This is a genomic window from Schaedlerella sp. (assembly GCF_056796775.1).
This window is the reverse complement of record NZ_JBQIKP010000032.1, coordinates 38,603-56,781: the sequence shown is the minus strand read 5'-3', so window position 1 is coordinate 56,781 and position 18,179 is coordinate 38,603. Positions and strand designations below refer to the sequence as shown.

The window sequence follows — 18,179 nt, the reverse complement described above, 5'->3', positions numbered from 1 at the left end:
CATATAAAACCCTTTTCCAAAATCGCAGTATTTCCGGCTTATAGGGGCAATGGAACCACAAATTCCTGATTTTGATCCATGATAAAGAGTTATAATTTCGTTAGTTCTAATAATACGGTTTCCTTCAAATTGAGAAAAATCAATATTGTTATCAGCACACAAATTTTTAATTGCATTTACTGCGATCTTTGATGGCTCACAACGTCCTTTTTCCCAACGGTTGACGGTTGCAAAACTTACACCTAACACATCAGCTAATTCACTTTGGTTTAAATTTAGATAGGAGCGAATTTCCTTTATGATTTCGGAGCTTTTCATAGTGGCCTCCTTGAATTGCGATATAACATTTGAATGATTTGATTATAACATATGATATACTGAGATACAATATAGAGTTTCCGATGAAACAAAGAAAAACCGCTACATATTATTTTCTGATAGATGCACAATAATGCTTGTGCCGGCTGTTTCCAGTACGGTTTCGGGCGGAAATGAAGCCGTATGATTTCTGCCGGCAAAAAACTCTTTATCAGATTGGTTCCGTTAAAAAGGCGTTTACTACACTCGGCATGCGGATTCTTGAGAATGATGGCCAGATATCCCTTTAAGATTTAAAATTTACAAAAACCGCCCTTCATTTTGCAAAATAAGGGCGGTTTGTTATAGTCAGGCATAAAACTTCATATGTTCTACCAGACAGATAGGAAATGAAAAGCATATTGTAGGAAAGGAGAGCGATGGAGGAAATGAAATGGACTATAAAGAAATATGGTATATGCTTTCTACTGGCGCTATCCCTGACGGTTATTGGATGCATAGGTCACAATATACGAGCCCTTTACGGATGGAACATTTTCTTCCAGAACGTTTGTCTGTCGGCAGGGGATACTGCAAACCTACTATATTGGGATTGGATGGAAGAAAAACGGGATACCGGTTATAGAATCAGCCAGAACTAATGATATTGCAGAGATCCGATTGACAGAAAAGGGATATTTGATTTATACAAATGCAGTAATCGTTGCACATGGCAATTTGAAGGAGTATTACAGGGTCAAACCGCTGCCGGAAACATGCAGAGAATTTACCCGAAAATATGTATCAGGCCTTAGCTATGTAAGTTATAATGTGTTGATTACTGACTGGGACAGCAGAAATGTGGAAGAAATTATAAGACCATGCATGTTTGAGGATATTTATCGAATCCATACAGGGGAGATATTTGTTCCGGACGGTGAGGGAATTTCGTCAGAACTTTATGAATCCATTATGATGACGTATTTCCCGGTAACAGCAGAGCAATTAAGGGAACAATGCAAATATGATGCTGATACGGATACATATAAATATGAAATGAGTATTTCGCAGCCATTGCCGCCGTTTCCCGAAGTAGTGGACTATATAGAAAATGGGGATGGAACGCTTACATTGTTTGTGGATGGCGTATGGCCGGATTATAATTCAGATTATGCCTTTACAAATCAGATTGTGGTCAGACCGTTAGGGAATGGGGCTTTTCGTTATTTATCCAATACCATTCAAAAGCAGGAGATGGATATTCCAGTTGTGGGAAATCGGTGAGAAGGAGAGAAGGGCTGCAAGTTTATCGTGTATATAAATTTTGCTTGACTTGAAATCTTACAAATGTAATACTATAAGTCATACAACAAGAAAAGGTGAGAAATATTATGGAAAATAGTACACAGAGAAAAAGAAGGTGCCGAAAGGGTGTCATTGTAAAAAACATTCTTTTTGCAGCTGTAAGTATTCCTCTTATCCTGTTGCTTTACTTCAGTTGTGAAAAGGAATTTTTAAATGAGAAGAAATTTTCAGAGGAGATGCAAAGAGAGCAGGAAGAAGAAAGCCAGGAAAAGATGAATGAGATCTCTTACGAGGAAGAAATAGAAGAGGTGGTAAGTGTTCTGAAAAGCGATGAACAGGAACAGCTTCAACAGACTGCAAAATTAGCCGCAGAAGAATGTGCAGATTTATATAAGGATATCAAAGTATTGGATACAACTTTTTATCAATTAGAGCAGAGGACGAAAGAACAAAGACGGGAGGTGGTCAGCCGGATCGGCGGACTTGTATTTGTTCTGTTTCCTTTATATAATTAAGAGCATGATTGGAGGAATGGATATGACATTACAGCAATTAAAATATATGATAACAGTAGCGGAAAAAGGTTCTATCACAGAGGCGGCAAAAGAATTGTTCATTTCACAGCCAAGTCTTTCCGGGGCGATCAAAGAGGTGGAGAATGAAGCCGGAATCACCATTTTTAACCGCTGCCGGGCGGGCGTTGCATTGACTACGGAAGGTATGGAGTTTTTGGGATATGCACGTCAGGTAGTGCAGCAGATGGAGCTTCTGGAATCCCGGTACATAGATAATCAGCCGGAAAAGCAGAGGTTTTGTATCTCCACACAGCATTATACATTTGCTGCCAATGCTTTTGTGGAACTGGTGCAGCAGTTCGGCCAGGAAAGATATGAGTTTATTTTGAATGAGACACAGACCTATCAGATCATTATGGATGTCAGGAACCGCTTTAGTGACCTTGGGGTACTCTATCTTAGTAAGGCAAATGAAAATGTATTGATGAAAGTTTTTGAAGAGTACAATCTGAATTTTCATGAACTGTTTACGGCGACTCCGCATGTGTTTCTGCGGAAAGGCCATCCGCTGGCGGATCGGGAGAAGGTCAGCCTGGAAGATCTGAAACCATATCCAAGGCTGAACTTTGTGCAGGGGGCTTATGAATCTTCTAATTTTGCAGAGGAATTATTCAGTAATGAGATCGCGGAAAAGAGCATCCGAATCAGCGACCGTGCCGCTATCGTGAATTTTATGATCGGACTGGATGGCTATACCATTTCAAGCGGTATTTTCCCCAGATATCTCCATGGGGATTCCATCATTTCTATTCCTTTGGAGGGGGATGAGACCATGCGGATCGGATATATCCTGAATAAAGATAGGGAATTATCCCGGCTGGGTGAGATCTATGTAGAAGCACTGAAACAGTATCAAAAAGATTGAAACATAGGTTCAGCCTATGTTTTAGCATAAGTAATCAGTATTACCTATCATATGGCATTCCGCTGTACAATCGTAAGTGGAAGGAGGCGTTATCATGCCAGGCTATGTGATAGGTAATTTTTTTGTTTATTCTGTGATCAATGCGTTCACGCCGGGGCCGGGTAATATCCTGGCTTTAAATACCGTGACGAATTATGGATGGAAGAAAGGGGCTCCCCTCTTTTTCGGTATATTCTCCGGGTATTATGTGGTGCAGATGATCTGTGCGGTATTTGTCTATGGGGTGAGTACGCTGTTGCCGGAGGTGCTGGGGGGGTAATGAAGTATGTGGGAGCTGCTTATATCCTCTGGCTGGCAGTCCATATAGCTGTCAGCCGGCCGGATGGAGATGGCGGAGAGAGATCGGCCTCTTTTTTAAAAGGGTTTATGCTGCAGTTTGTGAATGTGAAGATCTATCTTTTTGGGATCACGGCATTGACCGGATATGTGACGAACTACAGTACGGCTCTGCCGGTATTGGTTTTCTTTGAATTTGTGATAGCGACGATCGGAACGGTTGCTACATCTGCGTGGATCGGTACAGGGCTGGCAATCCAGAAGGTTTACCTGCGGCATTACCGCCTGATCAACATCATTCTTGCTGTCACTTTATTGGAATGTGTATACAGCATATTGAAATAAAGGCTTGTGGATATGGAGATGCCTTTCAGAAATTTAGATAGATATGGAGGAGATTTTTATGAGAGATGAAACAAAATGCCTGCACGCCGGTTATACACCCAAGAATACGGAGCCAAGGGTGGTGCCGATTGTGCAGAGTACGACTTATGTTTATGATTCCACGGAGGATGTGGCGGCGGTTTTTGATGACCCGATGAAGTCGCTGATCTATTCCCGGTTTGGAAATCCTACGGTGATGGCGGTTGAGGACAAGATTGCGGAACTGGAGGGTGGAGTTGGGGCTATGTGTACCACATCTGGTCAGGCGGCTGTGCTGCTGTCGCTGCTTAATATCTGTGATGCGGGCGACAGCTTTATTAGCCTGACTGAAATATACGGCGGTTCCGTGAACCTGTTTTCTTATACGCTGAAAAGGCTGGGGATTGAGTGCATCTATATTGACAAGAACGCATCGGATGAGGAGATCGATCAGGCATTTAAGCCAAACACAAAGGCGGTATTTGGGGAAACACTTGCAAATCCTGCGCTGACGGTTTTAGATATTGAGCGTTTTGCAAATATTGCACACCGCCATACAGTTCCGCTGATTGTGGACAATACGTTTGCTACTCCGGTGCTGTGTAAGCCTTTTGAATATGGGGCGGACATTATTGTCCATTCCACGTCAAAATATATGGACGGTCATGCAGTGCAGATTGGCGGGGCGATTGTGGACAGCGGAAAGTTTGACTGGACGTGTGAGAAATTTCCGGGGCTGACGGAGCCGGATGAATCTTATCATGGCATTTCTTATAAGGATACCTATGGAAAGAGAGCGTATATCGTTAAGGCGAGGATGCAGCTTATGAGGGATTTTGGTGTTTATCCGGCGGCACATTCCGCATTCCTTCTGAACCTTGGGCTGGAGACACTGGCAGTGCGGATGAAGCAGTATTGTGAAAATGCGCTGGCTGTTGCCAGGTATCTTGAAAAGTCAGGATATGTGGAACATGTGAATTATCCGGGACTGGAAAGCGATGAGGATTACAGTCTGGCAAAGAAGTATCTGAAAGGGTGCAGCGGTGTTATTTCTTTTGTGATCAAGGGTGGGAAAGAGAATGCAATGAGGTTTATGAATACCCTGCAGCTTGCGTCCAATGAGGTTCATGTTGCGGATATCCGTACTTGTGTACTGCATCCGGCCAGTGAGACGCACCGGCAGCTTACCGAGGAACAGCTGGAGGCGGCAGGGATTGACGGCGGGATGGTGCGGCTGTCTGTTGGTCTGGAACATGTAGAGGATATTATTGAGGATTTGGAAAGGGCGTTTTCCGGTCTGGAGATATGAGGGAAGTGAATGCGACTATGAAATATCAGATAGAAAAGGCGGTTGCCGACATTGGCGTAAAAGTGGTTTTTGGGTCTGTTGAAGGTGTGGATAATACCGGGAGGAATCCTGAATGGGAGGCAGAACGTAAGGTAAGGCTGGAAAATTTACAGAAGCGCTTTGATGGATTGGATATTCATGGGGATGAAGTTTTTGAAGGATATCATATCCTGCATGACAAATCCGGCGTTAAGCGAAGAAAAAATATCCCATCCAGTGAAAATCTGATAAAAATGCTGTTGAAGCATGGGGATATGCCGTTTATCAATCAGGTAGTGGATATTTATAATGTGATTTCTATGGAGAGCGGGCTTTGTGTGGCGGCGCATAATCTGGATAAGGTTGACGGAAATCTGACGGTTCGGTTTTCTGACGGTACGGAAAAGTATATTCCGCTGGGACAGAAACAGCCGGTTCCGATGAACCCGCATGAATACTGTTATTGTGATGATTCCAATGAGGTTTTATGTCGGCTGGAGATCCGGCAGGACAATAAAACAAAGGTGGATGAAAATGTGAGGGATATTCTATATATCATTGAAGGGAATGAGGCGACAGAGGAAGAGTTTCTATTAGAAGTTATGCGGGAGATTATAGATACCACAATGAAATATTGTGGAGGGGACGGGAAGGTTTTTTGTCCGGATATATTATCTTCAATTTAAGGAAAGATGACTTAAACAAAAGTATGAAAATTAGAGAAGCAGAATTGAGAGATTTGGATGAACTGATGAAGTTTTACAAAAAGATGTGTGAATTTTTAGGAAGGAAAAGTTTTTTGCCGAATGGAAACAAAGGTGGATTTCCTTCCAGGAAAATGGTGGAGGATGCGATCCAACAGCATGACCAGTTTATCGGTGAGGAAGATGGCCGGATCATGGCGGCTTATATAATGGATCATGAATGCGATCAGATATATGATACAGTACAATGGCAGATAAAAGCGGACAGAAATGAAATAATGATACTTCATGCCCTGCGTGTCCTTCCGGAATATGCAGGGAGAGGTTACTCAAAAAAACTGGTAGAGCATGCAATCCAGAGAGCAAAAGCGCAGAGGCAAAGGGCGATCCGCCTGGATTGTATCGAAGGAAATGATGTTCCCCAGAAAATGTATATGTCTTTTGGGTTTCATTATATAGACACTGTTGAGATCACCTATGCTGATGTAGGTGTTCCCAGGAAGTTTCTTGTTTTTGAATTATTGCTTTAAACGCTGCCTAAGAAATAGAGATATTAAAATTATTATCAGAAGTTATATAGGGGATTATAGTTATCTTAGAAAAGTGTTATGGAGAAAAATATGATTTTATCCAGGTTGAAAAAGGGTTGAGCGTAAGTGAGGATATTTTTAACCGGGGACTTTGTCTGCCGAGCGATATCAAAAATACAGAGGAAGATATGCAGCGCATCATACAGATTGTGCGGCGACAATTTGGAGTATAAAAGTAAAATGTTTACAGGAGGTAATTTCAATGCGGGATATTTATAATTTTTCTGCTGGCCCGGCGGTTTTGCCGGAGCCGGTTTTGCAGGAAGCAGCTGATGAAATGATGGATTATAAGGGAAGCGGTATGTCTGTTATGGAAATTAGCCACCGTTCTTCTCTGTTCCAGTCCATTATAGATGAAACGGAATATGACCTGCGGGCATTGATGAATATTCCGGACGATTATGAGGTATTGTTCCTGCAGGGCGGAACTTCCCTGCAGTTTGCTATGATACCGATGAATTTTATGAGAAATAAAAAAGCAGATTACATTCTGACGGGGTACTGGGCAAAAAAGGCTTATGAGGAAGCTAAATTGTATGGAAAGATCAATGTGGCGGCTTCTTCGGAAGGGGATAACTTTTCTTATATTCCGGATTGCGGGGATTTGGATATTCTGCCTGATTCTGACTATGTTTATATGTGCGAGAATAATACCATTTATGGCACAAAGTTTAAAACGTGTCCTGATAGTAAAGGGAAGGTACTGGTCAATGATGTGTCCTCTTGTTTTTTGTCTGAACCGATGAATGTGTCGGACTATGGGATGGTATTTGGAGGTATTCAGAAAAATCTGGGGCCTGCGGGGCTGGTGATTGCAATTATCCGCAAAGACCTGATCACGGAAAATGTCCTGCCATGGACTCCGACCATGCTTCGCTATAAGACCCATGCAGATAAGCGTTCACTGTATAATACGCCGCCAACCTATAATATCTACATTGTAGGAAAGGTAATCAAATGGATTCAGGCATTAGGCGGCCTGGAAAAAATGGAAGAAATCAATGAGAAAAAGGCTTACGTTCTATATGATTATCTTGATAAGAGTAAGTTATTTGAGGGGTTGGCAAGGAGGGGCAGCCGTTCTCTGATGAATGTGACATTTCGTGCAAAGTCAAATGAAATGAATGCAGAATTTATCAAGGCGGCAGGACAAAATGGGATTGTCAGCATCGGAGGACACCGTGCGATTGGTGGTATGCGGGCGAGTCTGTATAATGCGATGCCGATTGAAGGGGTAAAATATTTGGTGGACTTTATGGGGGATTTTGAGGAGAAGAAATTGTCGGGCTATTGATGGTCGTTTAAAAGCAAAAGTCAGTGGAAGGCAGGCTGTCACTGCATGATCAGATCCGAAAACTTAAGTCACAAGGGAAAACCATTGTTTTGGCAAGCCATGATATGGCAGAGGTAGAAGCTTTAAGCGACCGTATTGCGATTCTGAATGATGGAAATATTGTGTTTTGCGGTACAGCTTTGGAACTGACCGAGAAAGTCGGAAAAAAATATATTGTCCATATCAAAACACAGCAGGGAAATAATACGTTTGAAACGGACAATATAGAAGATACCTTGCTTTCGCAGCTCGGAGAGTTAAAGCACAAGGGAATCGGAGTATTAGATATTAAAGTTGACAGAGGCACGCTGGAACAGCATTTTATTGAAATGGCAAGGAGGACAGAAGAATGAGTGGTTTTTTATATGGTGTGGCGTTGCAGTGGAAATTGGATATAAGAAGCAAATCTTTGTTAGTTACCTGCTATATCGTTCCGCTTATTTTCTTTCTTCTCTTGGGAGGTATCTTTACCTCTGTTATACCTGAAATGAGAAGCGCCTTGATACAATCCATGATTGTGATGGGCGTATCAATGGGGGCGTTTATCGGATTGCCGTCGTCGCTGGTTGAAACTTATGGAAGTAATATCAAAAAGGTTTATCAAGCAAATGGGGTGCCTTTATACTTAGGACTTATCACAATGTTTCTTTCAGCCTTTGTCCATTTGATGATGGCCTGTATCATTATACTGCTGCTTGCCCCGATACTGTTTGAAGCAGCTTTACCGGTACATTTTCCAGAGTTTTTTCTTGCTCTTGCCATATATATTATTGTATCGCTGAGTATTGGAATCATATTAGGGCTGATTGTAAAAAATCAGGCGAAACTGACGATGATAGCACAGCTTGTGTTTTTACCCTCTATCATGCTTTCCGGGATTATGTTTCCCGCTCATATGCTGCCGGATTTTCTTAAAACCATAGGACGCCTTTTCCCTGCTTCCTGGGGATACCGACTGATGTTGGATCATGGATTTCAACTTGAAAATATATGGTATTTGATCCTTGTATTTTGTGCGGCAGTAATCGTTTGCGGCGTACTTTTAAAGAACAAAAATCTAAATAGTTAAAGAATAGGCAATCGGACATCTTATTCGCCAAATAGAACAGGCGGCAGGAAAAACCTCCTTATCACGCCGCCTGTAATAGCTAATTTGTTATGCCCCGTAATAATGCTGAATGGCATGAGCAACATATGCAGAACAGCCTGCGCCAAACTGGCTATCAGTTGTTTCAGCAAGTCCGCAACAGCCTGTTCGTTTGTAAAACCTGATGATAAATGCTCTTTGTATTTTTCTATGCTCCCCCAATTTTTCACTTGTTCATCAATATGCTCTTTCGACATAGATTCCAAAGTATGGTTTACGATTCTCTGTACATCTTCGTTAGTAAATGCTTCAAAACTCATAGTATTAACTCCTTCCTGGATGGAAAAGGAGATCCTATATGATATGAAATTCTTATATTGTGGGAGTTGAGATTGGTGAAAGAATAGGAAGGATTTAACCGAGAAAAGAATAAATACTGCCCTGGCTACGGCGGTGGTGAAGGAAATCAGTCATGTAAAATCGCAAAGTGCAGTATGGAGCATGACGGTGTTCAATATTGTTTCCAATGCAGTGAATACCCTTGTGAAAAATACGATTATATTGATGAGTTTGATTCTTTCATAACACACCGGAGCCGAAGAGCCGATATGGAAAAGGCAAGGCGATTCGGGATAGAAGCTTATAATGTGGAGCAGACGGAAAAGGCTAAAATACTGGACATTCTTCTGTCCGGTTTTAATGACGGCCGAAAAAAGACGCTCTTTTGTGCAGCCGTCAACCGTTTGGAACTGCAAGAGCTGCAAACAGTACTCAGTGAAATTGAGCGTCAATCTGATATGGAAACACTGACGCTCAAAGAAAAAAGTGCTTTTGTTGCTGGACTACTACAGGATACAGCGGCAACGAAAAATATCGACTTAAAGCTCCGTAAGAAAAAGAGATAATTGCTTTTTCTTTGCAATCGGACAATAAATTAAAAAATCTATAAGAATGATGTATAAAACGGAAACAAATAAGCGTATAGAAGCAAAATCAGTGCTCTGTCTGTTCTGTCATAATGACCCATCGAAAGCCGAATTTATCTATAAAACTGACACTGCAGGAACTGTATGTAGTGCTGTGTACCGGATAAATGATCTCGCTTCCGTCCTGCATAATTTCAAAGACTCGCATAACATCCTCTTTTGTTTCCAGTGTGATAGTCAGTGAAAGGGCAGTGCTTGGTTTAAAAGGGATATCCAGATTATCCGCCATCATGATCCGTTGATTTCCGATAAGGAGTTCCGCATGATAGATATATTCTTTCTGTTCTTCTGACAGTTCTCTATGAAAATCTTCCCATTTTGCATCGCTGTACCGAAGCAGACAGTTGATTTCTGCGTCGAATGCTTTTGGTAAAGGTATACTGCTTCTTCACATTTCCCATCAAAATTGAAATTCGGTGTAATAATTGCCATATTCGTATTCCTCCAATATGATTTTGCTGACAGATTCTATTTACAGCTATTTTATCAAAGAGAAATTAGAAATGCCATGTAAAAACCGCCCCTCATTCTGCAAAAACGGGACGGCTTGTTTGCTTTGTTCTATGATAAGATCTTTTGCCAATAGGATTCTAATATTTTATTATCGGAATTGAAGATTTCGTGTTTACTCCCTTTTACCCGGATAAGCTTTGCGTCTATATTTTTCCTCCTGCATAATTTCTTCACAAATCGTTCCTGTTCCCTTTTGGAAACATATGTTTCGTATTCTGCCTGGAAAATACGGGTAGGACAGGAAATCTGGCGCCATGCTTTCTTTTGGAGAGTATGGTTTAACCGATGCGTCTGCCAAAGCCATCCATAGGAGGCTGCGTTCATCTGGAATAAGGGCTCTTTGCTGCGTTTATCCTGATAATATAGGAACCGGCATTCGGAAGCGGACGCGCTGTCGGCATATTGCTCCTTTCCATCATAGGGATGGTTTCCCGGCAGATAGTGTTCTTCCCTGCCTGCTATGCAGAAAGTCTTTGCGGCGAGATATGCCAGCGGCCAGGGAATGGGGGCGCTGTTTGGGCGTATCATTGGGGAAGAGAGGATCAGCCTGGAATAGATCCGGGGCTCTTGTGCCGCTGCGCAGGCCGCAATCCCGCCGCCCATAGAATGGCCGTACAGGCGTATGGGAAGCTCCGGGAATTCCTGTGCCGCAAGGCGGCTTACAAACAGCAGGTCATCTACATATCTTTGATAATCATCAATATGTACCAGAGAGAGGTCCCCGGTATCCCTGCACAGCCTGTAGCTGCGGCCGTGTCCGCAATGTTCCGGCATGAAGACATGGTATCCCCCGCGAAGAAAATAATAGATATTTTCCAGATGCTTGTCGGCTGTTTCCGTATAGCCGTGGGACAGGATGACAATGCCCTGAGGCTGGTCTGCAAGGCAGCGCAGATAGAAGATCTTTTTCCCTTGTTCCCGCTCACAGTATCTTTCCGTTTTCCTCTCTGCAAGATAAGGCAGAACGGCCGACTCCATTATTTCCGCATATCCTTCTGCGGGTATGATTAGATTGTGAATGGTTCTTCTGTCCATGTAAGGGTTCTCCTTTCATTTCCATGGCGGGTCATGGCGGCCCATACAGGTTACAGCAGTCATGACCATGTATAGCAAGCTCCTACCGTAAATCCCGGCTGATTTTGTGTTCGTCATAAAACAGGAAGATAATCCCGCCTAAAAAGCAGAAACATGCCGCCGAAAACGCTGCAATGCGGTAACCCGTTCCCAAGGAATCCCCAACTGTGGAAACCGCTGTAAACAGGAGCATGGAGAGGCTCTGGCCCAGCTTAAATGCAAAAGTCCTTGCGGCATAGAACATCCCCTCACGGTTGCTCCCAGTGCGCTTCGCGTCACTCTGGGCAATATCGGCAACCACTGCCTGAGGAAGGATCCCAAAGACCGCCATAGGTAAAGAAGCCGTAACCATAAGGATCAGACCCTGTACATTTGCAGAGATTACAGAGATCTTTCCAAGAAAGCCGGTATAGAGATAAGAGAACGAAAAAATCACGAAAGCTGTTAATATCAGCTTTTTCTTGCCAAGTTTCGGCGCCAGCTTATTGATCGGAATATAAAATACCAGTGACAGAGCGGTCATACCGACAAAATAAAATGTAGTCATCGTTTCCGGAAGTTTCAGCAGGCTGGTGACGAAGAACGGAAGACCTGTCTGGAACATGGTAATGGCAATCCAGTACAGGATGTCCGACCCGACGAATTTCAGGAATTCCCGATTCCGGAATGTGGAAGCGAGGGAGGAAAACGCGGTATCCTGAGAGGGGACAGTATCCACATATTCTTTTTCACGGATCGACCATACCGGAACCTGCATACAGAAAAATGCGACGACAGCCATAACTGTGAACGTCGCGCGGATTGCGCCTACACGTCCCAATATCGGAATTAAGGCTCCCCAAATTACCGGCGCCAGATAGGCAACTGCGGTTCCGGCAATAAAAGTAAAGGAAATGACTGTGGAAATATTCAAGCGTTCCCGCTGGTTGTGCCCTAATTCCGGAATCAGGGCATTATAGGGCGTGCAGTAAGCCGTGATTGAAAGATAGTATACCATTACCATCACGAACAGGAAAACGGCATTGATCCAGCTGTTCTGATTGACCGGAGACCAGAATATAAGCACGGTAGACAGAGAAAGGGGCAGGGCGGCCCATTTTAAAAACGGGATACGCCGGCCATTTTCAGAGTTACAGCGGTCCGACAGGGATGCGATCAAGGGATCTGTGAACGCGTCAAAAAGCCGTCCGAAGGCGGTAATGCCGCCGATGACCGTAAAGATTCCGAGAATAACCAGTCCTTGAGGGATAAACAGTGTCTGCCCCTGTGCGACAGAGGCTTCATCCGGCTGATAAAAGTATACGAGCCAGTTAGAAATCAGACCTGACAATAAGGACCATCCGAACTGCCCGGCCGCGAATAGCCATATTTTACCTGTAGATAGTGATTTCACATGCATCCTCCTTGCTGTTTCTTTTCTGCTATGACCTTTTTGATTCTTTGCTGCTAAGCCCGTTAAGGAGGAGATCGCCTGCAATCTCTACCTGTAAGGCCAGGTCGACTCGTTCGTCTGATGAAAGGATGTGCCCATTGCAGGCCAGTTTCTGCATCAGACTCAGAAGTGTGTGTGTTACGGAAAAGTATACTTCATCTATGGTATATGAAAAGGACAGGCTTTTGTCCTTAAGGCCTTTTTCCAGAGCATTTGTCATATAAGGTTTCAGATTCAGGATGTATTCTTCATATTCTTCCAGCCGTTCCTTTGAAATATGATATCTTTGGACAAAGATATCGAATTCCTGGAGAAATTTTAGAAACAAGAATTCTTCCTGAAAAATCTTTGTAAAGATCTGGAAAATACATTTTATCTGCCGGATGCCGTTCAGCTTCTGATATGCTTCCTGGGACAGGGAATCCAGATACTTTCCGGCGATCATCTGCCAGTAGGCAATTCCTGCCGAGATCGCAAGCTCTGCTTTGGTTTCAAAATAACGGTAGATTGTGGCAGGGCCGACACCGGCTGTTTTGGCAATCTCCTCCACGGATGTATCTTCAATCCCTTTTTGGCAGAATAGCTTCAGGGCAGTATGGAGTATCTGCTGTGTACGCTGTTCCATCTGCTGTTTCCGAATCTTGGACTCGCCCATAAGGAACATCTCCTGTCTTTTTATTTTGTGATAGTAATACTATCACTTTTTGGGAATGATGTCAATATTTACGTCATTTATGGCGCGCATTTAGAATAGGGGAAGCTTTCAGGTTGTTCGTGCAGCGTTTATTATTTCCTTCTTAGATTTTACTATCCAGAGGCCCCTTCTTCAACAGGACGCAATTCATGGAATCGTATATCTTATGTTCCTATATTTATGGATCCATCCTGAGATTCATCGCTTACAGAAGTTTCTCTACGGTTGACTTTTTGGCGAAAAAGTGGAATGCTGCTCGATTGATAGGAAATCCTTTATTTGGTACAATGAAGAAAAGATGTAATACAAGAGATGATAAGGAGAACAATAACATGGACAGACTAAAATTATCGGACAATATTATCCGGCTCAGGCATGAGCGGAAGATCACGCAGGAGGAACTGGCGGATTTCCTGGGAGTGACCAAGGCGTCCATATCCAAGTGGGAGAATGCCCAGAGTACGCCGGATCTGATGCTTCTGCTCCAGCTTTCCGCTTTTTTTGATATGACGATAGACGAGTTAATCGGGTATAAAGCCCAGCTCTCCAGAGAACAGATCCGCCGTTTCTATGCGGAACTCGTAGGAGATTTTGAAAAACGGCCCTTCCGCGAAACGATAGAAAAAACCCGTAACCTGGCCCGACGGTACTATTCCTGCCATCCTTTCCTTCTCCAGCTTATCGTATTGTACTGGAACCATTACATGCTGGCAGAGCCAAAAGAGGAACAGGAGAGGCTTTTGGAGGAGGCGGTCTCGTGGTGCGACCATATCTTAGAGAACTGCAGCGACGTAGGCGTGTGCAGTGATGCCATGGTTTTGAAAGCGGGCTTAAGCCTCCAACTGGGGAAAGCAAAAGAAACGATTGCTATGCTGGAGCCGGTGTCAGATCCTACACGCCTTGCAGGGCAGGATGGGGGACTGTTGGTTCAGGCTTACCAGATGGCAGGGGAACCTGAGAAAGCCAGAGGTTATATCCAGGCGAGAGAATATCTGGATTTGCTGAATCTGGTGAGTGATGCCATGATATCCCTGGCTTTATATCAGGATGATTTCAAGAGATGCCAGGAGACCATATACAGGATTGGAAATGTAATAGAACAATACCGATTGGAACAGCTTCATCCGAATGTGGCGGCGCAGTTCCATTACCAGACAGCGGTAGTGTATGCTTTGAACGGAGCGGAGGAGGGGGCGCTTAAGTCTCTTTGCTCTTTTCAAAAATGTGTTGACAGACTTTTATGTGCAGAAAAGATGACGCTCCATGGGGATGAATACTTTGACCGGTTAGACGCATGGATTGAAACCCTTCCGTTGGGAGATATGGCTCCCCGGAGCAGGGAATTCATTTTCCAGAATCTGCAGGCGGCATTCGGCCATCCGGCCTTTGAGGGAATCAAAGATAACCCCGATTTTCAAAGGATACTACAGCATTTTACGAGTAAGTAAGGAGGAGAAAGTGATGCCTGATAGAAATGAAATGTTACCTTTTTTAATTCCGCTGGCGATTGTGGAGGCTGTGCTGCTGCTTTTCTTTTCCGCAGTGTCAAAAAGCAGTTCCCAGGTACTTCTAGGAACCGGCGGGGCGGCGCTGGGCGTTTATCTTATTTCTATGTTCCCGAAGCTTGACGCCTTCCTTCCGGCAAGGCTGCTGAGAGGAATGGAGCTTTTACAAAGGGCCAAAAGCCCGGAAGATTATTATGCCGGCATAACGGCGGCAGGGCTGATGGTTTTGCTGTGTATGGTACTGTCTGTCGGTTGTTTTGATTGGAAACAGTTGTAGAATGGGAGGAGAGTTATGCTTATTATCAATCATTTGACGAAACATTATAAGGGAAGCAGTAAGGGGATCTCGGATCTAAGCCTTCATGTGAGACCGGGGGATATCTATGCGTTTATTGGACACAACGGAGCCGGAAAGACAACTACGTTAAAATGTATTGCCGGTATTCACGATTATGAAACCGGTGAGATCCGGATCGGTGGGAGGAACCTTCGGGAGAATCCCCTTGCCTGCAAACAGGTGACGGCTTATATTCCGGATAATCCGGATCTGTATGAGTATCTGACAGGTATCCAGTATCTGAACTTTATTGCCGATATTTTCAAAGTTTCAGCAGAAGACAGGAAGGAAAGGATTCAAAGATACGGGGATGAATTCGAGATAACGGCGTCCCTTGGAGATCTGATTTCCTCTTATTCCCATGGCATGAAGCAGAAGCTTGCAATCATATCTGCGATGCTGCATGAACCAAAGCTGCTGATTCTGGACGAACCTTTTGTCGGGCTTGACCCGAAAGCAGCCGTTGCCCTGAAAGGTATGATGAGGAAGCTTTGTGACAGCGGGGGCGCCATATTCTTCTCCACCCACGTGCTGGAGGTGGCCGAAAAGCTCTGCAACAAGGTAGCGATGGTCAAAGACGGGCGTCTGGTTGCCTCCGGCAGTATGGAGGAGGTTGTGGAGCAGGGCAGAACCCTGGAGTCTATTTTTATGGAGGTGGTAAATGATGCCGGCACAGATTAGTTTGGAACAGATTAAGATCATGACAGGGCTGGAGCTCTGTAATCTCTTTGGCATCAATGTTTTACGGTTTTCTAAGGATACGCGTGCGAAAAAGAGGGCTGTGATGCTGTCCGTTCTCTGGGCGTTCCTGATTATGATGATGCTTTTTTACGTGGGCGGTCTTTCCTATGGCTTGGTTCGGCTTGGGGCGGAAGGTGAGGTCATTTCATGCTTGATCGCGGTTTCCAGTATCCTGATTTTTATTTTTGGAATCTTAAAGGCGGGAAGCCACATGTTCCGGATACAGGGATTTGATATGATATCCGCCCTGCCTGTAACAAAAGGCGTGATAGTAATCAGCCGGTTTCTGCGCATGTATACGGAAAATATGCTGCTGGCAGGTCTGGTACTGATTCCGGGGATCGCGGTATATGCCTGGTCGGTGAGGCCGGGGACAACATTTTATATGAATGCGTTTCTTGGAATCTGGTCCGTGCCGTTATTGCCAATGACAGGGGCGATCCTTGCGGGGGCGCTGGTTTCAGGTATTTCCGCCAGGATGAGGCATAAAAGCCTGGCGGCGTCAGCGCTGACGCTTCTGTTAGCTTTTGCGGTTATGTTTGGTTCTTCACGGCTTACGGCTATGGAAGGGATGGAAAGCATGGAGATTATAGCGGAACTGTCAGGGATGGTTTCGGCCGTGCTGGAGGACTGCTATCCGCCTGCCGTCTGGCTTGGAACGGCGATTGTAAAGGGGGAATTCGGCCGGTGCCTGATGTATACGGGAATGTTTCTGGCTGTATTTGCTGCAGCGGCGGCTATCGTATCCGCCTGTTTTCAGTCCATCTGTCGGAACCTGCATACAACGGCGGCAAAGCATGATTATCAGGTTGGAGAGCTGAAAGCGGATTCGTCGCTGGTGTCTCTGTGCAGAAAGGAATTCCGACGGTATTTTGCATCCAGTATCTATGTGTCCAATACGCTGATCGGGCCGATCCTGGGATGCGTCATATCAGGGGCGCTTCTTTTTACAGGGCCGGAGAGGATTAAGGAAATACTGCCGGTTCCGGTTGATCTGGCGGGGATCGCGCCATTCCTGCTGACAGGTACTTTTTGTATGATGACCACTGCGGCGACTTCTGTTTCTATGGAAGGGAAGAACTGGTGGCTCGTCAAAAGCCTGCCGCTGCCGACGAAAACAATCCTTGACGCGAAGATTCTGATGAATTTGATACTGGTTCTGCCTTTTTATCTTCTGTCAGAGGTTTTCCTGATCTTAGCATTAAGGCCAGGGATACAGGAAGGCTTCTGGCTGGCAGTGATTCCGGTGGTTATCCTTTTGTTTGCCTGTATATACGGGATTACCATAAACCTGCATTTCCCGGTTATGGATTGGGAGAATGAAGTAAGCGTGGTCAAGCAGAGCGCTTCAGCCATACTTGGCGGTATGGGCGGGGCTGTCCTTGCGGTTCTTGGCGGCGCGGGCGCCTGTGTGGTTCCGGGAGGATATCTTGAGGGATATGAGGCGGTTCTGTGTGCGTTGATTTTGGGGGTTGCATGGTTGTTATATCGAAAGAATAACCGCATAGATCTGCGGGGAATTTGAGGAAAACAGGATTGATATATATTTCGTCTTTGGATGTCTGTGGTCAGAAAAGGGCATAGAGTGAAAAGCCTGATAAAAAACAATGTGGTATGATTTGAGCATCAAATTAAGGAGGTTGCCGCAATGCGCGCATGGGAAACAATAAACCGAATTTTAAGGATTTAGTAACAGTGAATTTGGACCGGGCAAACAAGTATCTTTTCGGCACATGGCTGCCTCAGCGCAACTTAACAACGGAGCCATTCTCGATAGAAAAGTATTTCCAGAATGCAGAAGATATGGTATGGTATATATGGAAATATGGGTGAAACTGTTGGTGTCTGAGAATGACGGAGGTAATCAAAAATGAAAAACAAATACTTATCTTATCTTTTTACTTCCCTTGCCATTTTACTGTCAAATGTTATGTGTGCCACAGTCGCGTACAATTATTGCTGTATGCAATACGAGATTTTGTATGCGGGTTATAGTGCTCCGGCAAGCGTTGCTTTTTTATTTGGCATCCCTTATGCCATTGGAATTATAATATGCGCGATCCTGGCCTGTTTTTTTCATAAACGATATCGTAATTCTGGAAAATAGAAGATGAG

At 44.3% G+C, this 18,179-nt stretch carries 22 protein-coding genes and 2 pseudogenes; 18 read left to right on the top strand and 6 right to left on the bottom strand.

Annotated features, from left to right (window positions below):
* Nucleotides 1-318, bottom strand: a 318-nt coding sequence (locus ACTOY7_RS14455) for a helix-turn-helix domain-containing protein (protein WP_482672704.1), incomplete at its 3' end; no start/stop codon positions are given.
* 507 nt (nt 319-825) lie between these two features.
* On the opposite strand from ACTOY7_RS14455, the gene ACTOY7_RS14450 reads away from it, so the two are divergent.
* From ACTOY7_RS14450 to ACTOY7_RS14395, 12 genes and pseudogenes are all read left to right on the top strand, one after another.
* Nucleotides 826-1,581, top strand: coding sequence for a DUF6070 family protein (locus ACTOY7_RS14450; RefSeq protein WP_482672705.1), 756 nt, complete (start codon nt 826-828; stop codon nt 1,579-1,581).
* A gap of 257 nt (nt 1,582-1,838) precedes the next feature.
* The gene (locus ACTOY7_RS14445) at nt 1,839-2,117 is read left to right on the top strand and encodes a hypothetical protein (protein WP_482672703.1); all 279 of its coding nucleotides are present in this window, start codon (nt 1,839-1,841) and stop codon (nt 2,115-2,117) included.
* Between the two features lie 22 nt (nt 2,118-2,139).
* Complete coding sequence (locus tag ACTOY7_RS14440; RefSeq protein WP_160284887.1) at nt 2,140-3,042, top strand: LysR family transcriptional regulator; 903 nt, start codon at nt 2,140-2,142, stop codon at nt 3,040-3,042.
* Between the two features lie 94 nt (nt 3,043-3,136).
* Entirely contained in the window at nt 3,137-3,361 is a 225-nt protein-coding gene (locus tag ACTOY7_RS14435) for a LysE family translocator (RefSeq protein WP_482672702.1), read from the top strand.
* Complete coding sequence (locus ACTOY7_RS14430; RefSeq protein WP_482672701.1) at nt 3,361-3,723, top strand: LysE family translocator; 363 nt, start codon at nt 3,361-3,363, stop codon at nt 3,721-3,723. Before ACTOY7_RS14435 ends, ACTOY7_RS14430 begins: the two co-directional genes overlap by 1 nt.
* Before the next feature lie 58 nt (nt 3,724-3,781).
* Nucleotides 3,782-5,050: an O-acetylhomoserine aminocarboxypropyltransferase/cysteine synthase family protein gene (locus ACTOY7_RS14425; RefSeq protein WP_482672471.1), complete on the top strand. Its 1,269-nt coding sequence runs from the start codon at nt 3,782-3,784 to the stop codon at nt 5,048-5,050.
* A 17-nt stretch (nt 5,051-5,067) separates the two neighbouring features.
* Nucleotides 5,068-5,754 carry a B3/B4 domain-containing protein gene (locus ACTOY7_RS14420; protein WP_160284884.1) on the top strand — a complete coding sequence of 229 codons (687 nt, stop codon included), beginning with the start codon at nt 5,068-5,070 and terminating at the stop codon, nt 5,752-5,754.
* Nucleotides 5,727-6,302: a GNAT family N-acetyltransferase gene (locus tag ACTOY7_RS14415; RefSeq protein WP_482672470.1), complete on the top strand. Its 576-nt coding sequence runs from the start codon at nt 5,727-5,729 to the stop codon at nt 6,300-6,302. Before ACTOY7_RS14420 ends, ACTOY7_RS14415 begins: the two co-directional genes overlap by 28 nt.
* A 92-nt stretch (nt 6,303-6,394) precedes the next feature.
* Nucleotides 6,395-6,535, top strand: a pseudogene (locus ACTOY7_RS14410) (aminotransferase DegT); the annotation flags it as partial.
* Between the two features lie 29 nt (nt 6,536-6,564).
* Complete coding sequence (gene serC, locus ACTOY7_RS14405; RefSeq protein ID WP_482672227.1) at nt 6,565-7,656, top strand: 3-phosphoserine/phosphohydroxythreonine transaminase; 1,092 nt, start codon at nt 6,565-6,567, stop codon at nt 7,654-7,656.
* An 89-nt stretch (nt 7,657-7,745) separates the two neighbouring features.
* The gene (locus tag ACTOY7_RS14400) at nt 7,746-8,048 is read left to right on the top strand and encodes a hypothetical protein (protein ID WP_482672700.1); all 303 of its coding nucleotides are present in this window, start codon (nt 7,746-7,748) and stop codon (nt 8,046-8,048) included.
* A complete protein-coding gene (locus ACTOY7_RS14395; protein ID WP_482672225.1) occupies nt 8,045-8,764 on the top strand; it encodes an ABC transporter permease in 720 nt (239 codons plus the stop codon). Before ACTOY7_RS14400 ends, ACTOY7_RS14395 begins: the two co-directional genes overlap by 4 nt.
* A 20-nt stretch (nt 8,765-8,784) precedes the next feature.
* Here ACTOY7_RS14395 and ACTOY7_RS14390 read toward each other — a convergent pair whose 3' ends face one another.
* Nucleotides 8,785-9,102 carry a hypothetical protein gene (locus tag ACTOY7_RS14390; RefSeq protein WP_482672224.1) on the bottom strand — a complete coding sequence of 106 codons (318 nt, stop codon included), beginning with the start codon at nt 9,100-9,102 and terminating at the stop codon, nt 8,785-8,787.
* Nucleotides 9,103-9,225: 123 nt separating this feature from the next.
* On the opposite strand from ACTOY7_RS14390, the pseudogene ACTOY7_RS14385 reads away from it, so the two are divergent.
* Together ACTOY7_RS14385 and ACTOY7_RS14380 are read left to right on the top strand one after the other, a co-directional pair.
* A pseudogene (locus ACTOY7_RS14385) lies at nt 9,226-9,324 on the top strand (DUF3795 domain-containing protein); the annotation flags it as partial.
* A 66-nt stretch (nt 9,325-9,390) separates the two neighbouring features.
* The gene (locus ACTOY7_RS14380; RefSeq protein WP_482672223.1) at nt 9,391-9,687 is read left to right on the top strand and encodes a DUF3795 domain-containing protein; all 297 of its coding nucleotides are present in this window, start codon (nt 9,391-9,393) and stop codon (nt 9,685-9,687) included.
* Nucleotides 9,688-9,775: 88 nt separating this feature from the next.
* Here ACTOY7_RS14380 and ACTOY7_RS14375 read toward each other — a convergent pair whose 3' ends face one another.
* From ACTOY7_RS14375 to ACTOY7_RS14360, 4 genes are all read right to left on the bottom strand, one after another.
* Nucleotides 9,776-9,997: a VOC family protein gene (locus tag ACTOY7_RS14375; RefSeq protein ID WP_482672472.1), complete on the bottom strand. Its 222-nt coding sequence runs from the start codon at nt 9,995-9,997 to the stop codon at nt 9,776-9,778.
* Nucleotides 9,998-10,329: 332 nt separating this feature from the next.
* Nucleotides 10,330-11,316, bottom strand: a complete 987-nt coding sequence (locus tag ACTOY7_RS14370) for an alpha/beta fold hydrolase (RefSeq protein ID WP_482672221.1) — start codon at nt 11,314-11,316, stop codon at nt 10,330-10,332.
* A gap of 82 nt (nt 11,317-11,398) precedes the next feature.
* Nucleotides 11,399-12,748, bottom strand: coding sequence for an MFS transporter (locus ACTOY7_RS14365; protein WP_160283322.1), 1,350 nt, complete (start codon nt 12,746-12,748; stop codon nt 11,399-11,401).
* Nucleotides 12,749-12,776: 28 nt separating this feature from the next.
* Nucleotides 12,777-13,442, bottom strand: a complete 666-nt coding sequence (locus ACTOY7_RS14360) for a TetR/AcrR family transcriptional regulator (protein WP_482671920.1) — start codon at nt 13,440-13,442, stop codon at nt 12,777-12,779.
* Nucleotides 13,443-13,813: 371 nt separating this feature from the next.
* Between ACTOY7_RS14360 and ACTOY7_RS14355 the strand changes: the two genes are divergently transcribed.
* From ACTOY7_RS14355 to ACTOY7_RS14340, 4 genes are read left to right on the top strand one after another with little or no spacing between them, the layout of a single operon-like run.
* On the top strand, nt 13,814-14,929 hold the full coding sequence (locus tag ACTOY7_RS14355; protein WP_482671919.1) for a helix-turn-helix domain-containing protein: 1,116 nt from the start codon (nt 13,814-13,816) through the stop codon (nt 14,927-14,929).
* Nucleotides 14,930-14,942: 13 nt separating this feature from the next.
* Nucleotides 14,943-15,263 carry a hypothetical protein gene (locus ACTOY7_RS14350; protein ID WP_482671918.1) on the top strand — a complete coding sequence of 107 codons (321 nt, stop codon included), beginning with the start codon at nt 14,943-14,945 and terminating at the stop codon, nt 15,261-15,263.
* Nucleotides 15,264-15,278: 15 nt separating this feature from the next.
* A complete protein-coding gene (locus ACTOY7_RS14345; RefSeq protein WP_482671917.1) occupies nt 15,279-16,004 on the top strand; it encodes an ABC transporter ATP-binding protein in 726 nt (241 codons plus the stop codon).
* Nucleotides 15,985-17,589: a hypothetical protein gene (locus ACTOY7_RS14340; protein ID WP_482672220.1), complete on the top strand. Its 1,605-nt coding sequence runs from the start codon at nt 15,985-15,987 to the stop codon at nt 17,587-17,589. Before ACTOY7_RS14345 ends, ACTOY7_RS14340 begins: the two co-directional genes overlap by 20 nt.
* Nucleotides 17,590-18,179: the final 590 nt, after the last annotated feature.